Source organism: Acinetobacter qingfengensis, assembly GCF_008693185.1.
Taxonomy (GTDB): domain Bacteria; phylum Pseudomonadota; class Gammaproteobacteria; order Pseudomonadales; family Moraxellaceae; genus Acinetobacter; species Acinetobacter qingfengensis.
In genome coordinates, this window is the sequence record NZ_VXKN01000002.1 from 231,363 (window position 1) to 250,268 (window position 18,906).

At 36.9% G+C, this 18,906-nt stretch carries 11 protein-coding genes and 2 pseudogenes; 3 read left to right on the forward strand and 10 right to left on the reverse strand.

All coding sequences use genetic code 11. The features are described 5' to 3' along the window. Positions 1–4 precede the first annotated feature (4 nt). Positions 5–1,228: a multifunctional CCA addition/repair protein gene (locus F4V57_RS03565; RefSeq protein ID WP_070069687.1), complete on the forward strand. Its 1,224-nt coding sequence runs from the start codon at positions 5–7 to the stop codon at positions 1,226–1,228. 111 nt (positions 1,229–1,339) lie between these two features. On the opposite strand, the gene F4V57_RS03570 is transcribed toward F4V57_RS03565, so the two are convergent. Both F4V57_RS03570 and F4V57_RS03575 read right to left on the reverse strand, forming a co-directional pair. Next, complete coding sequence (locus F4V57_RS03570) at positions 1,340–3,049, reverse strand: AAA family ATPase (protein ID WP_070069688.1); 1,710 nt, start codon at positions 3,047–3,049, stop codon at positions 1,340–1,342. Between the two features lie 126 nt (positions 3,050–3,175). Beyond that, positions 3,176–4,345: a sigma-54-dependent transcriptional regulator family protein gene (locus tag F4V57_RS03575; RefSeq protein WP_070069689.1), complete on the reverse strand. Its 1,170-nt coding sequence runs from the start codon at positions 4,343–4,345 to the stop codon at positions 3,176–3,178. Positions 4,346–4,527: 182 nt separating this feature from the next. Here F4V57_RS03575 and exaC point away from each other — a divergent pair, with 182 nt between their 5' ends. Both exaC and nfsB read left to right on the forward strand, forming a co-directional pair. Beyond that, positions 4,528–6,039, forward strand: coding sequence for an acetaldehyde dehydrogenase ExaC (gene exaC, locus F4V57_RS03580; RefSeq protein ID WP_070069690.1), 1,512 nt, complete (start codon positions 4,528–4,530; stop codon positions 6,037–6,039). A 152-nt stretch (positions 6,040–6,191) separates the two neighbouring features. Further along, positions 6,192–6,842, forward strand: a complete 651-nt coding sequence (gene nfsB, locus F4V57_RS03585) for an oxygen-insensitive NAD(P)H nitroreductase (protein WP_070069691.1) — start codon at positions 6,192–6,194, stop codon at positions 6,840–6,842. A gap of 411 nt (positions 6,843–7,253) precedes the next feature. On the opposite strand, the pseudogene F4V57_RS03590 reads toward nfsB, so the two are convergent. The 8 genes and pseudogenes from F4V57_RS03590 to F4V57_RS03620 all read right to left on the reverse strand — a co-directional run. Continuing rightward, positions 7,254–7,753: pseudogene (locus F4V57_RS03590) on the reverse strand (DUF637 domain-containing protein); the annotation flags it as partial. A gap of 44 nt (positions 7,754–7,797) precedes the next feature. After that, the gene (locus F4V57_RS03595) at positions 7,798–8,364 is read right to left on the reverse strand and encodes a hypothetical protein (RefSeq protein WP_070069693.1); all 567 of its coding nucleotides are present in this window, start codon (positions 8,362–8,364) and stop codon (positions 7,798–7,800) included. Further along, positions 8,354–8,878, reverse strand: coding sequence for a hypothetical protein (locus F4V57_RS14890; RefSeq protein WP_227515682.1), 525 nt, complete (start codon positions 8,876–8,878; stop codon positions 8,354–8,356). The genes F4V57_RS03595 and F4V57_RS14890 overlap by 11 nt, the downstream gene beginning before the upstream one ends. A 50-nt stretch (positions 8,879–8,928) precedes the next feature. After that, positions 8,929–9,076 (reverse strand): annotated as a pseudogene (locus F4V57_RS15125) (VENN motif pre-toxin domain-containing protein); the annotation flags it as partial. Positions 9,077–9,677: 601 nt separating this feature from the next. Beyond that, positions 9,678–10,187 (reverse strand): hypothetical protein, encoded by a 510-nt coding sequence (locus F4V57_RS03605; RefSeq protein WP_150330539.1) that lies wholly within the window; start codon positions 10,185–10,187, stop codon positions 9,678–9,680. 336 nt (positions 10,188–10,523) lie between these two features. Further along, the gene (locus tag F4V57_RS03610) at positions 10,524–10,895 is read right to left on the reverse strand and encodes a hypothetical protein (RefSeq protein ID WP_070070570.1); all 372 of its coding nucleotides are present in this window, start codon (positions 10,893–10,895) and stop codon (positions 10,524–10,526) included. Continuing rightward, on the reverse strand, positions 10,892–17,035 hold the full coding sequence (locus F4V57_RS03615; RefSeq protein WP_070070571.1) for a two-partner secretion domain-containing protein: 6,144 nt from the start codon (positions 17,033–17,035) through the stop codon (positions 10,892–10,894). Before F4V57_RS03615 ends, F4V57_RS03610 begins: the two co-directional genes overlap by 4 nt. 36 nt (positions 17,036–17,071) lie before the next feature. Next, complete coding sequence (locus F4V57_RS03620; protein WP_070070572.1) at positions 17,072–18,808, reverse strand: ShlB/FhaC/HecB family hemolysin secretion/activation protein; 1,737 nt, start codon at positions 18,806–18,808, stop codon at positions 17,072–17,074. Between the last annotated feature and the right edge of the window lie 98 nt (positions 18,809–18,906).

The window sequence follows — 18,906 nt, forward strand, 5'->3', positions numbered from 1 at the left end:
TTTTATGCAAATTTATTTAGTTGGTGGTGCTGTTCGTGATCATCTATTACAGCGTCCAATTCTGGAACGAGATTATGTGGTGGTTGGTGCAACACCCGAACAGCTTATCCAGCAAGGCTTTCAGACAGTAGGCAAGGATTTTCCGGTTTTTTTACATCCAGATAGCAAAGAGGAATATGCTTTAGCGCGTACCGAACGCAAAAATGGACATGGTTATCAGGGTTTTGATTTTTTTACATCTCCTGAAATTACATTAGAACAAGACTTATATCGCCGTGATCTAACCATCAATGCCATGGCCATGGATGAACAAGGACACATTATTGATCCTTATGGTGGGCAGCAAGATCTTGAACAACGGATTTTACGCCATGTTTCTGAAGCATTTATTGAAGATCCTTTACGCGTATTGCGTATCGCCCGTTTTGCGGCACGCTATCATCGTTATGGCTTTCAGATTGCAGATGAAACCTTAAAGTTAATGACTGAAATTGCCAAATCAGGTGAATTACAACATTTAAGTGCCGAACGAATCTGGAAAGAAACTGTGCGGGCACTCGGTGAAGATCGAGCAGATATTTATTTTGAGGTACTACGTGACTGTAAAGCATTAGAGGTTTTATTTCCGGAAGTTGATGCATTATTTGGTGTTCCACAGCGTCCCGAATATCATCCTGAAATTGATTGTGGTGTACACACGCTGATGTCATTGCAACAGGCATGCCTGAATCATTTCGATCCAATTGTTCGTTTTGCTGTACTTTGTCATGATTTGGGTAAAGCCTTGACCCCTGATGATGTATTACCTCGCCATATCATGCATGAACAACGAGGAATTGAACCTGTCAAAGCCTTATGTAAGCGCTTAAAAGTTCCTACCGAATATCAGCAATTGGCAGTTAAAGTTTGTGAATATCACTTACTTTGTCATCAATTGTTTAGTCTAAAAGCCAGTACCATCTGGAAATTATTAAAAAATCTGGATGTGTTACGCAAACAACAAACCGTCATCTGGTTTAGCCAAGCTTGTCTATGTGATGCACGTGGTCGTCTAAATTTTGAAAATAAGGATTATCCACAAATGCTTGTATTACAACAAATTGCTCAACAAATTCATGACACAAAAATAACCATTCCAACCACAATTAAAGGCAGTGAAATTGGCATATATCTAACTGAACAACGTGTCGCTTTAATTAATGCGTTAAAACATCATTTTCCTCACTAGCCCGGAATATAACTGTCTACTCTTCAGATTGGCAGTTATATGCAAAACGTTTAAGCAATATGAGTCATAAAAATCTTCATTGCAAACTCATGCAATGAAAGTCTTCCCCCGCTAAGCAATAAATAACAAAGCCAGCCGAACCTGTTCATAACTGAGTTTTGACATTTCAACCAAAGGACGTAATTTTATTGTGCCGTCTTCTGTAAAATCATCTGCTTGTTGACGCTTTTGCAATTTTTTATAAGCTTTACGCACAGTATCTAGAAGATCATCTTCCGGCTTAATACGATCAATATTTAACTTTTGCTCTTTATTTAAACGTCCCAAATGATTAATGATGGTTGATCTAGTCAATTGTCGTTCCGTAGCGATATCTTCAATATCATAATCCTTTTCAAATAACTCTTTGGTTTCCTCCAGCGTATTTTGACTATATCCAGCTTTAACTTGTTGCTGTAATTTTCGTTCATTTCTTGCAATATCTACGGTATTTAACGTACCACCGCAACGGCGAATAAACGCATTATGTTGTTTGGATAGATCCATATCACAAAAATGCTGCTCGGCTTCTTTTGATAATTGCTGAAATCTGGCATCAGCCTTTACAGCCAGACTATCAAGTACCAACGCCTGTGGATTAAAATCAATTAACTTTAATCCTTCAATAGATTTAAGTCGAGAAAGTGCAACATAACCTTGTCCTTTTTCAAAAGTATTACCCAAATCAATCTCAGCACTTTCCAAGGTCATTCCTTGACTTTTGTGAATGGTAATTGCCCATGCTAATCTTAATGGAATTTGGGTAAAACTTGCCAGAACCTGCCCTTGTTCATTATCAACTGACCAGCTTTCTGGCTCAACCACCAAACTGGAGCCATCCTTTAATTTAACTTGCGGTAAAGTTCCCTGTTCTTCATCATCAATAAAACCGGTGACTTCACCAATACTGCCGTTCACAAATCCCATATCAAAATTATTTTTTACAAACATCACCTTGGCACCTATTTTTAATTCCAGTATTTCAGGTGCACGTACAGAATTTTTCAAGGTTTCCAGTAGTTTTTCATTACCTTCCATGACAGCATGGAAACGTTTGATTTTGCCTTCAATACCTTCTAATTGCCGTTGATTCAACTGATCAACATTCATATTATGCGTATATAAACGTGTCACAATTTCATTGTTATGTGTTTGTTGTCGAGTTTGTAATAGTGTGTCGATATGTTGTAGTTGAATATTTTGCTGGCGAACAGCATTAAGAATCTGATCTAACACACTATCAGACTGACGATGTTGCTCAGTAAGATAACAAACTCGGAATTTGGCCTCGACCCATGCTTCAGACATAAAAGCAAATTTATCCCGATTCAATTCACCTTGTTTGCCCACTGGTGGTAATTGAAAGAAGTCACCTGATGCAACCACCTGAATGCCACCAAAAGCTTCATCTGATTCTTTAAAAAATTTGAGCACTTGATTAACCAGATTTAATTGCTTAGCATGCAACATGGAAATTTCATCAATAATCAGAACCTGAGTTTTTTCCAGATGCTCACGTAAATACTTACGCTCATGCATCCGCTTGAGATCTGAAGCATTCAGCTCATCCTTGATTCCAATCCCTGACCATGTGTGAATGGTCATACCATTCATGTGTGTTGCTGCAATACCAGTGGATGCCGTAATCGCAACAGGTACTTTACGGCTTTTGAGATACTGAATATATTGATTTAAAGTATAGGTTTTTCCAGCACCTGCGGAACCTGTTAAAAATATATTTTCTCCAGCTTTTAAAAGTTTCAGCGCAGTTTCTTGGTTCATAAGCTCTAATAAATCTCTTTTGACTGAGCTAAGTTTAACTGAAACTGGACAAAAATACTTGGAAGATCATCGTTTCCGACAATCTTCCTATGTTATGACTACAAGTGTATATGATGATAAATATCACTATTGTTGCTGGTACCGCCAAAATAATTGATGAATTGGATGTTGTGCAGGAATTAATTCAATTAATCGTTCTACAGCATCCATCGCATCAGGAAAGTATGCGATATGTTTTAACAAAATATCCGTTTCTTTTATTTTGAAAATGGCTTCACTCAATCTTGATTCAATACAATCGCGCCAAGCCATCAAAAATGGACTATCCGTTTTTGCCAAAAATACGCCAGTATAATATTGCAAAGCAGATTGTACACAGTCTGCATCCAAAGCCTGTTCAATATTTAAAAAGTCCGCCTGTACATCAAGTAATAATCGATAGGGTCTTGAACCAAGCATGCCACCCAGTAATTCACGTAATTGTGACATTTCGGCTTTAAGTGTACCCAAACTTACTTTTCGCTCGCCATATAATGCCTGATGTAATTGATCCAGCGTCATACCTTGTTTACACAAAGTTAAAATCGTAATAATTTCGACTTGCCGAGGTGTGAGTGAAATTAAACGCCCATGATAAAACACCTGAGATGTACCAAAACATTTCAGCGTTAATTGTGGTTGCTGAACAATACTTAACGCATTCTGGATAATACTGGCACATCGCTCCACAGCCAGTACACCCAAACTATTATGCTCATTCCATTTTGTTGATAAATCAACAACACCAATCACCTGTTTGGTAAAAGGATCAATGATTGGCGCTGCATAACACACCCAGTCATGGATAGAGTCCATATAATGTTCATTAGAAAATACACAACTCGATTGTCGGGTACGTAAAGATAAAGCCAATGCATTGGTTCCAACCATATCTTCACGCCATTGCCCCCCCTGTACAAAATGCACTTTCTCAGCAGCACTTCGCATCTGAGGGCTAGAACGCATCCACCGAATCATTGATGTGGAATCCGCAACAGCAATCACCATGGACGAAGTGTTGGCAATTTGTGTCAAATCATCTGCACAATGTTGCATTGCCTGATCTAACGATGAGTCATAGATAGATACTTTTGCCAAAGGAGCAGCCGAACGATCATCAGGAATTTGTGCATCTTTTGATCTCTGCCATGAACTAATAATCGATTGCCCTAATCGTTTTTGATCAAAATATTGTGTATTTGGCAGACTTTTGACCTTGTCAATTTCTTGCCGCTGTAGTTTTAAATCCATGTTCATACAGTTCAGATATCCTTATCTATTTATAAAAGATGACGCATAGAACTATCCAACCTTTTGCCTACCTTGATTTGATTATGCTATAAAAATGCATCGATGTACTTCATACCAAATCTGTACATTATTTGTATCACTTAGTGAGTATAACTTACAACTCTATTTTGACAAAAGGAAGTCCAAGTATGCGCTATGCAGACCCAAATACAGAAGGATCAAAAGTCCAGTTTAAAACACAATACGAAAATTTTATTGGTGGAAAATGGATTGCGCCAGTAAAGGGTGAATACTTTGAGAATGTTTCTCCAGTTGATGGCAAAGTATTTACCAAAGCACCACGTTCGACAGTCGAAGATATTGAGCTCGCACTTGATGCGGCACATGCAGCAAAAGACAAATGGGGACAATCCTCTCCTACTGAACGTTCGAATATTCTACTCAAAATCGCTGATCGTCTGGAAGAACATCTAGAAACACTTGCCGTTGCTGAAACATGGGACAATGGTAAACCTGTACGTGAAACTCTGGCCGCAGATATTCCTCTGGCCATTGACCATTTCCGTTATTTTGCTGGTTGTATCCGTGCTCAGGAAGGTGGCATTTCAGAAATTGATCACGATACCATTGCTTATCACTTCCATGAACCGCTTGGTGTCGTGGGACAAATCATTCCATGGAACTTCCCAATCTTAATGGCAGCATGGAAAATTGCCCCAGCATTAGCCGCAGGAAACTGTATCGTTCTTAAACCGGCTGAACAGACACCCGTCAGTATTCTGGTCCTTGTAGAACTGATTGCTGACATCTTACCACCGGGCATTTTGAATATTGTTAATGGCTATGGTGCAGAAGTTGGTCGTCCACTAGCGACTAGCCCGCGTATCGCCAAAATTGCGTTTACTGGTTCAACACAGGTTGGGCAGTTAATCATGCAATATGCAACTGAAAACATCATCCCTGTTACGCTAGAGCTTGGTGGTAAATCACCAAACCTCTTCTTTGAAGATATTCTGGATCGTGAAGATGATTATCTTGATAAAGCACTTGAAGGCTTCTCTATGTTTGCCCTTAATCAGGGTGAAATCTGTACCTGTCCATCCCGTGCATTAGTTCAGGAAAGTATTGCTGACCAATTCCTTGAAAAAGCCGTTGAACGTGTTAAACGTATCAAAACTGGTCACCCACTGGATACAGACACCATGATTGGTGCTCAGGCTTCTCAGGAACAACAGGACAAAATTCTAGGCTGTATCGCTACAGGTCGTGAAGAAGGCGCTCAGGTACTTACTGGTGGTGCAGCACGTCATGATGTTGGTCAAGGTTTCTACATTGAACCAACCATCTTCAAAGGCAATAACAGCATGAAAATTTTCCAAGAAGAAATTTTTGGCCCTGTTCTATCCGTAACCACATTTAAAGATTTTGATGAAGCCATCAAAATTGCCAATGATACTATTTATGGTTTAGGTGCAGGTGTTTGGTCACGTTCTGCGCATACAACTTATCGTGCTGGTCGCGCAATTCAAGCTGGTCGTGTCTGGACGAACTGTTATCACCTTTACCCGGCACACGCTGCATTTGGCGGTTATAAAAAATCCGGTATTGGTCGTGAAAACCATAAGGACATGCTGAACCACTATCAACAAACTAAAAACTTGTTAGTTAGCTATTCTGAAAAACCATTAGGTTTCTTCTAATTATCCAAATATTTTGTAATAAACCCGAATGCTAGTCATCCGGGTTTTTATTGTTTGATTTTTATATCTTCATTTACTGATTTTCTATTGCCCAGACAAAAGCTTCGCCTTATGCTAAAGCTTAAATTACTTTCTTAAATTTAAGGTCAATGATGAAATTCCTTGAGTTAGCAAAATCTCGTTATACCAGCAAGGCCTATGACGCTTCCAAGAAAATTCCAGCACAGCAATTACAGAATTTACTGGAAGTTTTACGTCTATCACCCTCTTCTATCAATATTCAACCCTGGAAATTTATAGCTGCTCAAAGCGCCACAGCCAAACAAAAGATTGCTGAAGCAATGCCGGGAAACTTTTCCTATAATATTCCAAAAATTTTAAATGCTTCAGATGTCATTATTTTTACTGCAAAAAATGACATTGATGAGACGCATCTCGACAACATCCTTAATTGTGAAGAGCAAGCAGGACGTTTTAGAACACCTGACTCAAAACTTACACAAAAAAATGTTCGGCAAACTTATATCGATCTATACAAGCAAAATAATCTTATTCATGACTGGATCGACAATCAGGTACACATTGCATTAGGCGCATTACTCTTTGCAGCCAAAGCAGAAAATATTGATGCAACACCAATTGGTGGCTTTGATCGTAAATTACTTGATGAAATTTTACAGCTAGATCAACAAGGATTACACAGTGTGGTATTGGTTGCCCTAGGTTATCATAGTGATGAAGACTTTAATACAACACTTGGCAAAGGCCGCCTGAGTTACGATCAAGTGATCAGCATCATCTAATCTAGATTTATTTTTGATTCTACTGTTTTAGAAGATATTTTACCACATAGATAGATGTTCAGTTTGCTCTAGGAAATCAGCATCTCACATCTCAAAATTTACTATTTCAATTTTTCCTATTTTACCTTGTTTCACCGCTGTATGGTGGAATCAGGTAATCTACTGCTTATATCTTTCCCCTTCTGCCTACACTTTAAGAGAAAACTTTACTTTTAGTCCCTATTATTTTTTAGAGGGAATAATCCGTTGCTGCTGAAGCCAATTGACATAGCTCTAATTCCTTTAATAGATCATTACTTTTCCAACAGCCTTCCCTGCACCAAGAGTGACATCTAGAATGTTTGTTGGAAATAAAGCTTCATTCAATGCATACAAGGTACCAAATGTAACCATTTCAGCTTGCGATAAACTAGCAACAATTTCGCCTACAGCCCACCAATCGCTCCTACTTCACATTGCTTTTGTATTACACCAGCAATACAACCTGCTAAAGCATGCACCAATTTATGAGCAATATAATTTACATCTTCTAAACTTCCTCCATTAATTGTTGTTTGTACTAAAGTAGAACCAACCGAATTCACAAAGTTATTCATCAATCGGTCTGAAAAATACGTGCTATCAGACTTTAAATTTAGTGCCGTACCCACCTGACTTAATAATCCAACTGTTACAACACTGGCTACAAGATTACGAACAGAATTTTTACTTCCTAAATCTTTTAAGGTTTTTCCTATATCTCCGCCATTATTGATTAATCTGATATTCGCTTGTGCTGTTAAAGTAGTTACTGCTGCCAATGCTTCCGTCCCCAGCGTTGCACTACCCATAGCGACTGTCAAAGAAGATGCTGTTGCCGTGCCAGCACCAACTGTAATTACTGTAATAATAGCAGCTCCGGCAGCTGTCAATCTTCCTATTCAACAAGAATATAATGATAAATTAATTATTTAACTTATAGTCTTTTAAATAAATCCTCTTTAAGAATATCATCTAAATTATCATCAACAAGTTTCCAATTTTCTATATAAGGTAATAAATCTTCATTCATATATTTTTTACTTAAAAAGACCAACATATAATATCCATCCACTATAATACTTACAAACCTACTCTTACTATCAAGCATCATATATCCACCATTTTGCATTTGCATAAATGAACGCCTAACAGAATTCATATCTTCCACTCTGAAAGGTATTTTAGCAATCATTAAAGGTTCATAATCTTCAAAAACTCGATCTTCATTATTGCTAATTGGAATCCAATAAATGTACTGCTCATTATTCCCCATGAAATAACATAGTTTTTCATAAAGGGTAAATTGACAAAAATCATTATAATTTTCTGAAAAATCTAGTAACTTTATACCATCTTTAATTTCTAAAATATTTAAATCAGACAATGTATTGTTTGTATTCCATTGATTAAAAAAATTCAAAAACCAATCTAAATCATATTTAGTTAATAAACCGTAATAATCTCTTAACGGATCCCCATCAATCCAAGGTTTATTTTTCATAACGTATCTCCATTACCTTTTGTCCAGTGGCTTTTTGTATTTCAATCGTTTTGGGTCCTGTTGTACTAGGTCTTAATATCACTCTAGTTCCATCTCCCAATACAGACATTTTAAAATGATCACTATCATGGCTAAGCTGTCCTCCGACTGTTAATAGTTTAAAATCAGACAATCTACTTCCATCTTGAATATAATTTAAAACACTACTTTTACCATTAGTCGCACTAATAGAGGTAGATAAAACATCATTCAAACGGTTTAAAGTAGTACTACTAGCCCCTTGAAATTTCGGTGCCTGATTAAAATTTTTCTTAATAACTTTTTGATCAACTTTTAAAGCACTAACATTGTTCCCTGCTTTTAAATCAACACCAATCACTATGTCAATTAAAGCAAATGCTCGATCGCCCATAGTTGATGAAGGGCTAACCAATGTAGTGATATTATCTCCAATATCAATAACACCTTGTACCCCTTCTTTTCTTAACATTTCTGCAATATCAGAAGGCTTCAATTTTGCCCGTGCTGTCTGTGGCAGATTTGAAATAGCTTTAGAGACCTTATAGACCGCTTTACCTGCTGTCGTTGCTAATTTCCCTAAGCTATTATTCTCAACCGCAACATTAGCGCTGTTTGCAGCGGTATTTACATCATATCCTGTAAATGCTGCAACTGTTCCTGCAATAATCTTGCTGGTATCTTTAATCTTGGTTCATTTAGTGTTCATTAAATCCAATGAAAAAGTGATTGACGTTCCACTTGAGAGATTTATATCAAAAGGAGTGGAACGATTAAAGTGGCTTAAGAACAGCATGATATGGTTTTACAAGTGTTATAAAATTAATTTTATATCGTATTTATTGCACTTATATTTAATTTAAATAACTGCCATAACTCTATCTTTAAATTAATCTTATAATTATTACCAAACATTAAATTTAATACTTGATTTTTTTCATCAATTGAAAAAAATTAAGATCTTCAAAATAAATATCATTTAATTTATTAAGGCTGTTATTGGTCAAGATTACCCTAACACTGTTATCATACAGTCCTATATATAAGTCTAAATTACTATTTTCTTTATCACAAAACTTTAAATGTTGAACAAAGTCATCACTAATTGTACATTCACATCCGAATATTGAAATAAAATCATAGCACCCAGGTATTTTATAGTCTAACATATTACTTTCCTCCTTTTATAATATAGTTTATTTCTACATAATATTTTATAGATTAATGTTGCCTAGACTATATTCTACCTGATTTGTAATTAAATTGGATCAGGTAGAATAATCATTAATTAACTATTACAAAGATTGATTAATGTATTTTTGATATTCAACAATATCATCAGACTTTAAATATATAAACTGACTAATATCAATAAAATTGTAGTCTTTATCGAAGATAGTACCACATTGATAGCATTCATAATAAAAGCCGATTCCAGATGGAGATTTTAATACAAAAGCATCACCCCACTCGCATCTTGGGCACACTTTGTCTACTTTAAAATATATTAAAATATACAAAATATCTCTTAAAGACATAGCAATAGAACCCAAATTACTATATGAACTTACAACCCTATATAAATAGTCTCTATTTATACTATCATTAGTCATACCAATAGGATAATCAAATTCATTAATTTTTATAAATTTATCTAGACCATATTCTTTAAACTCCTTCGAATTTGAGAAATATTTTTCTTCTCTTAACCAAGCTAAAATAGCACTGGTCATTTGTTGACCAGTTGCATTACTGAATAATTTACCAATAGAATCTTTTAATTTATCTGAGTTAACTCTCTTCATATTAGCTACCTCCTTTATAGAGCATCAATACATTCATCAAAAATAGTTTTCAAACCAAGCTCCTGATCATTGATTTAGTTGTTTTAGATAAGGTTTAAAGGTTTCTTCATTTCCATCAAACTCAACATATGTTTTATAGCTTTATCTCCATTCCCTAAACGATAATCCACAATATTTATATGTGATCCTTTTGTAGGATCATAATCTAAACGCCAAGCTCACTTTTCCATCTTTTGACTGACGTCACACTACTAACCCATTTCCTGCACTATTTGCAATAGTGATTATCTCATTCCACCGCACAGCGGTGGAAACAGACAATGCAGATGAGAAAAATCAAAGTACATATTTTTCAATCGGGAAATTATGAAACTGACATAATCTAGCATAAACTTCTTCAAACAAAGCATCTGCCTTTGGATCACCATCATGGTATAGCTCCCAAAAATCGCCATCAAATTCTCTAGGTTCAATAAAGGTCCTTACATTATCTCCATGTTGATAAAAAGAAACTTGCCAATCCGGTGGAATTTTTGAGTCAATGATTTCAAATTTTTCTATCTCTACCAATGAAGGTGTTCCGTCAGAATCTCGCCTGACTGATACTTCTGTAGTTTGCAGGTATTCATTAAATTGAATACCAAAACATAAGTATTTTTTGCTAAATGTAAAACCGAATACATTTGTTTCTTTAAAATTTAAAATCATGGGGTAACGACTCCTTTTACTTTGAAATCTTTAGTTTGATAATCAATTTTACCTGTTTTAAGATTTTTATAATAATGGATCTGCATATTTTGCCCATTCTGCATTTTAATTGAGTTCGTAGTAAATTTCCCCCAATCAGTGATATCTGATCCATCTTTAGTTAATGCTGATACTATGCTTGGATTTCTGATAGGATCTTTCAAATCAATTTTTGTCGAATTATGAATCGCTTTGTCTGTTAGTCTTCCATCATTGGTCAGTATACCTGCTTGTTTAAATGACAATTCAGTGCGGAGTTTTAATGCAGAGTTGACACTGGCCGCTTTACTGGTGTTAATATCTTTAAGCGCACTGACAAAGTCTTTGTCTTTTTGTAAGTCGGCTATTTTCTTACTGGCTATGCCATTACCCTTCTTTAGATCGGTACCAACGACCAAGTCAATCGCTGCTAGCATACGATCGTAATTTGATGTTCCTCTAGAAAATATACTGTATAAGTCATCAGCCATCCCTAATAATTCATCAGCATTCTGCTTCTTTAAAGATTCAATAAAATCGCTTTTTGTAAATGATTTATTGGCTTTTTTTGCATTATTAAGAGCATCCAGACTCTTCATTAAAGCCTTACCTGTACCAGTTGCTAGTTTGATCCATGAATTATTCTGGATTGCTATATCAGCACTATTGGCTGCCGTATTAACGTCGTAACCAGCATAAGCAGAGACAACGCCAGCGACTACTTTTCCTGTATTTCTTACTTTTGTTTTTTCAATATCATTGTATTCAATGCCATTCTCGGGGTCTGGCATCAAACTCGCTACAACCTCACCAACCGCTGCACCAATTGCCCCAGCTTCACAGCTTGCTTTCGTCACTGCTGCCGCTGCACATCCAGCCGCTGCATGCGCTATTTTATGAAGAGCATATTCAAATACATTTGGATCAACCTTATCCAAACTTTTGCCAATTTGACTGGAAAGCTCCCCTTGTAATGCGCCTGCTAAACCAGCAAGTAAAGCCGCTTCTAAGTTGTCGCCTAAATTTCCACCTTTAATGGCCGTTTGTACCAGTGTAGAACTCACTGAAGTCGTGAAGTTATTGATCAGTCGATCAGACAGAAGACTACTATCAGGTTTTAAATCTAGTGCCGTACCCACCTGACTTAATAATCCAGCTGTTACAACACTAGTTGCAAGATTACGAACAGAATTTTTACTTCCTAAATCTTTTAAGGTTTTTCCGATATCTCCACCATTGTTTACCAGACTTACACTTGCTTGGGTTGCAAGTGAGGTGACTGCCGCCTGCGTCATGGTAACTGCTGCACCACCTAAGGTTGTTGCAGTGCCACCTAAAGCACCAACTACAGCTGCTCCTGCTCCTGCAGTAACCATTGTCACAATCATAACAAGTATGGCAGCCCCAGCTCCCGTCAGCCCTTGTGATTTATAATCCCAATCCTTCTGTGTCAACAATACTTGCTGCCAGTCTACATCTTTACGATTTACAAATTCCTTAAGGTACTCATTCCCCGGTTGATTCGATAACTTGAGAATTTCATCTCTTAATTCTATTTTATTGGCATCTTTTTCGCCGACTGGAACTTGTACACTCAATCCGCCAGCCGCTTTAAATGTTGGTACTGTTGGCCCATTAAAACTTGGTAATTTGGCTGTTTCTGTAATTGAACCCTTATCTTGCATACTTTGCCAGACAACACTATTCGATTCTTTTTTTAGTAAATCGGTAATCGTAGTTTTCGCTGCAAGTAATTCCAGTTTGCCGCCTGCCTCAATGCTGGCATCTTTTAAATACTCAAACTCTGTACCAACCAACCGTGTATCAAAACCTGATTTGGTACCGATATAATCGGCTTTAAGTTTGGCTGGTAATTCTGTTACCTGCGTTCGGGTCGCATTGGTTTTGGAGGTATTATATTTGATCCCCGCAAAAGAGGATTTTTTGGTGATATCTACATTACTACTTGAGGATTCCTCTACGGTATAAAAATTAAGATTACCCCCTGATTTGATTGAAATCTTGCCACCTTCCGCGGTAAATTTGCCCGAATATATATCGATACTCACATCTTTATTTTGCTCTTTACTTTCTATACTGATGTTTTTACCGTTTATATCAACCGAAGCCGCATCAGCAGAATTGTTTTCAGTCACTGTAGTAACGGTTTTTTTCTTCAGACCACCCCATGACTTCTTCTTATAACTCGTGGTGTTGCGATCATAACTTTGCTCAATCGCAGCATCAAACAGAATATTTTTATTCGATTCTATTTTGACATCGCCATTGCTTGCAGTAATACCTGTAGCCTGCATCACCAGATTATCACCCGTAGTTTTACCTACAGTTTTGATATTTACACCTTTATCTCCGCTGATGATTGTTGGGCTCACCAATGTACGCATACTGTAATTTGCATCAGTTTCTTTGCCTTTGTCATAAAAATCAGTATGTCCATCTATAATCATACTGGCAGCAATTGTTTTGGTCTGATTATTTGTGCCTGTAGTTGTCGATGTATATTGCTCCGTCAATACACCACGAGATTCAAGATTGATTTGTCCTGCTTTGGCAGTGATCTCCGCACCGCTAATTGATAACCCTTTATTTGAGGTAATATTAATATTACCTGTATGAGAAATTAAATTACTTTCGGCATGTTCGTAGCCGTTTAAATTATTACTAAAAAATAAAATATACTGAGTTTTCTCTTCTAGAGCATTATACAGTTCCTTATGTTGTGGATGCTTATTCCAATATAATTCTTCTAATTTTAAAATTTCTCTTCTTACAATATCTGCTTCTTCTTTTGGACCTCCTTGACTCTTATCTGGATAATCTTCAAAATTATATGACATAATTTCTGAAATCTGTTTCGTTTTCTGTGTTTTTTTAGCTAAAAATTCAACATATTCTTTTTGCTTCTCCAATTCATCTATCATTTTCTGAATAGCGGATTTTTCCTCATTTAGTTTTAATTTTTTGTAATTAATTTCTTTACTTGTGAAACCATTCTTCACCCCATCAATCAATATATCCTCTTTATTCGAGATCATATTAATATCTTTTTGTGCATTCAGTTGTGCTCCCTGAATATCAACCTTGGCGCCTTCCAGGCGAATTCCTCCCCCAGCAGTATTTAATTTCACCACGTGTTCGGAACCATTACCTGTAGTCCCTGCATAGCCTTTTAAAGTTAATGCACCATTTTTGGAAATCAGTTCAATATCTCCAATTGCATTGAGTTTATGAATTTTTGGATCAATGGTTAACGCTGCATTGGTTTGAATGGTCAAATCACCATTAGAGTCTTTTAATTTGGCATCACTTTTTAATAAAGCACTGTCTACAGCATTAAAGCTGATTGTGGTACTGGTAGGTGTAATCAGCGCATTACTGGCTTCAAGTGAAATCGCACCACCGGTATAACTGGTATTTTGTGTCACATGATCAACACTTGTCATGGACAAAATACCTTTGGCAGTCAATTTACTCTGACTATTTGGTGTCCAGACAGTCGATGTACCAGATTCACTGTTTAAATAAATATTCTTTTTGCTATTGAGTGCTATATGTTTATCGCTACTTGCGGTCACATTTTGTAAGCTTAAATGATCTTTGGCAAATAGTTCGATATTGCCTTTGGCATTTAAAGTACTGGCTTTAATGGTATTTTTGCCTTCACTGTTTATTTGAATACCATCAGTTGCCGTAAGCGTAGTATTTTCAACCAGTAAATTTCCTTTGTTGTTTTGCAACGATATATTCTGTCCATTTAATGTTGTTGCAATGATCTTATTACTGCTGGTGGTTTTATCTGTATTAAGGACCACATCGGTATTTGCTTTTAGATGAAGTCCATTGCCACCAACCAGTTGTATATTACCTTGTGCCGCTGTCAGTGTGGCTGCATTGATACTTACTGCGCCATCGCCAATAGATCCTAGCGTAATGCCTTTTTGTCCATTTAATACGGTTTTATTAGTGGTTTTGCTTTCTGCTGTGGTGGTTGTCGCGGCTGTGGTTTGTTGGATGGATTTTAGATTGACATGATCTCTGGCCAACATAGAAATTTTACCGGACGTTGCATTCGCAGTCAGACTGTTGGCAGTGATACCGCCTTTTAACACTGAAATATTAATTTCATTTTGTGCTGTTAATGCTCGATTGAGTATCAAATCAGCATTTTCTACAGTTAATCCCAAATCTTTTTGTGAAACTAAAGCACTTTCAAGATTTAATTGTCCTGCCTGTAATTGAATATTTTCTTTACTGGATAATGTTGTTGCGGATAATGTTAACTGATTTTCCGCTTGCAGTTGTACTTTACCAGTAATTTGTGGCAACGCCTTTGCTGTATTATTCCAGATCAGATTTCGACCACTATAGCCACTGATATTTTTAATGCTGCTACTGCTATTGGTCAATGCAAAGTTTAGATTCGCCAGATTAAGATCACCACTGCTATATAAATTTAAATCTTTACCGGCATTTAAAGTCGCACCCTGCAATGTGATATTACTGCTATTTAGGTCACTATTGCTGGTTTGTAAATTAATATTACCATGACTATTTCTTGCTGCTAATTCTGTTTCTATAATGTTAATTTTATTTTGTGCAGTAAGATTTAAATCGTTACCGGCACTCATTAATGCTGCTTTTGCAGAACTAATATTCTCTGTGGCAGAAAGTGAAATCATACCTTTTGAAGTAATACTGCCCTTTTCAGCCACATTAATATTTTTAGCATCAAGATAAATATCACCTTCTCCATTGGTGGCATGTGTACCCAGATTGCGAATCTGTGCAGTTGAAGCAATATTAAGGTTACCTTGTGCCGATAGAATCAACGGCGACACCACACCATTATCAATCCGGACTTGATTGGCGGTGATATTTAAATCATTGCCAGCATCAATGCTCAGGGTGCTTTTACTATTAATCAAACCACTGGAATTAATATTACCATTGCTGCCGCTTTGTGTGGTTTGTACGCTGACCAATCCCTGTGTCGCACTGGTCGATTGTAATGTGCCACTATTTTCAATCTTTCCGGCACTGGTCACCACCAGATTATTCACTGCTTTGATGGTTCCGGCATTGTTGACGCCTAAACCTTTTTCGGTTCCCATCAAATAAATATTGTTGGCATACATGCCACCCAACGCTTTAACATCAATCGCTAAAGTCGGTGCAGTGCCAGTACCGGTTTTTGGGCTAATATTTTGTAAATCTGCACTGACTGTATTGGCACCGGCAATCACCTGAATATCATTTTTGGCATGTAACTGCGCATTCAATTCCACAGCACGGGCATAGATATCAACATAGTTGGCATTGTTATTGTTACCACCTAATCCAAGTGTACTGTTTGCTGGTGCCGAAACCGTTACTTTTCCTTGATCAACAACAAATTGTTGAATACTACCATCTGCATTGAGTTGTGGTTTGCCTGTGGTGAATATGGCTTTATTGGCATTGATAAAACCACCACCTTTGATATTAATCCCCGATGGATTGGCAATAATCACATCTGCCATTTGTCCAGCCACTTCCAGATTACCTTCAAAGCGTGATGCAGCACTGGAGTTCACCTCATTTAAAATAACTCGGGCTTCACCCGTTGCCAGAAATGGATTGGCAGCAACTACACCAACGGTTTTAGTGTTTGCTCCGGTTCGGCTATTATTTAAAACAGCACCTTCTGCCAGCACATCAAACTGTTTATAGACATTGTGCGATACACCATTTTTGGGCGTTTGGATATTCACCACTGGAACTGTGGTTCCGGCAGCATTTTTCCCCGCAGCAATTACCGCACGATTGGCGGCATTTGCATTATTATCTGCTTGTATTTGCGCATATACTGGCGCCAGTGGCATCCATAAGCTCATACTGGCAACCAATACTTTGACATGCCAAAGCTGCTGGAAACTTTTTTCCATTTCGGTTGATGTCTGATACCTTGATGACAAATTACCGATTGCATGGTAATCAGATGGGTGGGACATATCTGCCTGACTTTGCCCAGATGCCTTACTCTGACTCTTGGCATTTTCGGCAACCGCCATAAACATACAACGTGCTTTGTTATAAATAATACGATAGCGATTCTTGTTCATAAGTGTAATATCTTGTTGATCAATTAAATTTTAAAATCAGTAGAAAAGATTCAGGCTAAAGCCAGTCACCCAGTCTTTTTTGATAGCTTGTGGAGCAATTAGTCCTCGTCCGGCAAAAACATCCAGATAAAAACTGTTTTGATAACTACGTAAACCAACAACACTCCCCATTAAATAGCGTTGTCCACTGATACTATTGCGACCATTGACCCAACCCTGATCAATTCCCAGATACATTTGAGTATTGGGCACAGCCGTATTCAGATTTATTTCTTGTTGCAGAGAATGACCATGATCTCCCGATAGCATAAGATCTCCGTCAAAACCACGTACGCTATACCGCCCTCCAATATAAAAACGATCATTTGGAACCAATAATTTGGTGGCATATTGTCCACGCCAGTTCAGCCGATACTGCGCTGATCTATTCAGTAATAAAAAAGGTAGATTAAAATCGATATCTGCACTCCAAATTGGTGCTCGTGAATAGCCTTCGGCAGCTAAAGGCTGATCATAAATATCCTTAATTCGTTCTTCTGGTGCTGATAATGCATTGAATGCGCCAGTACCATGTCGATAATCCAGATTGATATCCAATACCCCATGACTTAAATATTGACGATGCTGAATACCTGTTGACCAACCTGATGTTTTACGATGCTGTACGCCAATTTCAATATCATCAATAAAATTACGTACTTCTTTATGATAAAATTTGCCATACAGACTGGTTTTATACTGCCCACCCCGACTTAATAGTCGTGATAGGTTGAAGTTACCCTGCTGACTTTCTCCATGATAATTTAATGTTCCATTTGCACCGAGTACTGCCTGTTTATATTGGTATTGATTGAAATTAGCGCTAATATCATAATTTCCTAACGGAAGCTGATAACTGATCAAATAACTTTTATTAAGATCATGGTGTAAATCATCCAATGAATGACTTAAATTTACAGAGAAGATATCGCTCAGATGCAAAGGATTATTTAAACGAATACCTAAATTTCCAATATATTTCCCTGTCGCATCACTTCCTGAATCATCAACAATGACATTAAAATTTACTTTTTGTTGTGGTTGTATTTGTAGAATTAGATCACTATATCCTTGTAATTCCTTTTGATTTTCGGTTGCAGCAATGATCTGCATATTCACGGCAAAGGCTCTTTTTAAATTTTCCAATCCCTGTTCTAGCTGTCTTAGGCGAATAACATCACCTTCCCGAAAAGGCAAAGCTGCTTTAAGCTGTAATGAAGATACAGAATCATCACCCTGTATAATAATTTTGTGTAATCGTCCTACCTGTATACTTAAACCTAAATTACCCTGACTTATATCTTGTGGTAAAACAAAAACTTGACTGGTAATAAAGCCTCTTTTTATCAGTTCATTCTGAGCAAAATAAATTAGATTTTGTAGACTCTGTGTTCCGATACACTGTTTAGAAATTTGTTGTGGATGTTTTTCAATTGCCTCTAATAAAAATTCAAATTGCTTCAGATTAATAGAGGATTGACCATCTATTTGCGCAAGTGTGATTTGATCAATTTGCGTACAAGGTTGTTCCGAAACAATGATTTGCTGAAAATTTTGGGAGAGCTGCGAGGTTGGTACTGTGGCAACTTGAGGAAGCTGATTTTGAAGCTGTTGATTAAATTCCTTGAATCGTTGTTCCTGACGAATACGATCCGGAAGTGAAACATCATCCAAAGCATAAACAGAACTAGTTATGCTGTAGCAGATCAGAGAAAAGTAAATTATTTTATGCATTGTCTATTTTTTAACAAAAATCATTAATTACAAAAGTAAACACAATCTACTATCTTTATACACAATTATCAATAGTAATGATTATTATTTATAACAAT

What these genes read in the sequence shown, in the direction of transcription:
- F4V57_RS03565 (WP_070069687.1), top strand. Translation starts at nt 5, where the DNA reads ATGCAAATTTATTTAGTTGGTGGTGCTGTTCGTGATCATCTATTACAG.
- F4V57_RS03570 (WP_070069688.1), bottom strand. Translation starts at nt 3,049, where the DNA reads ATGAACCAAGAAACTGCGCTGAAACTTTTAAAAGCTGGAGAAAATATA.
- F4V57_RS03575 (WP_070069689.1), bottom strand. Translation starts at nt 4,345, where the DNA reads ATGAACATGGATTTAAAACTACAGCGGCAAGAAATTGACAAGGTCAAA.
- exaC (WP_070069690.1), top strand. Translation starts at nt 4,528, where the DNA reads ATGCGCTATGCAGACCCAAATACAGAAGGATCAAAAGTCCAGTTTAAA.
- nfsB (WP_070069691.1), top strand. Translation starts at nt 6,192, where the DNA reads ATGAAATTCCTTGAGTTAGCAAAATCTCGTTATACCAGCAAGGCCTAT.
- F4V57_RS03595 (WP_070069693.1), bottom strand. Translation starts at nt 8,364, where the DNA reads ATGAAAAATAAACCTTGGATTGATGGGGATCCGTTAAGAGATTATTAC.
- F4V57_RS03605 (WP_150330539.1), bottom strand. Translation starts at nt 10,187, where the DNA reads ATGAAGAGAGTTAACTCAGATAAATTAAAAGATTCTATTGGTAAATTA.
- F4V57_RS03610 (WP_070070570.1), bottom strand. Translation starts at nt 10,895, where the DNA reads ATGATTTTAAATTTTAAAGAAACAAATGTATTCGGTTTTACATTTAGC.
- F4V57_RS03615 (WP_070070571.1), bottom strand. Translation starts at nt 17,035, where the DNA reads ATGAACAAGAATCGCTATCGTATTATTTATAACAAAGCACGTTGTATG.
- F4V57_RS03620 (WP_070070572.1), bottom strand. Translation starts at nt 18,808, where the DNA reads ATGCATAAAATAATTTACTTTTCTCTGATCTGCTACAGCATAACTAGT.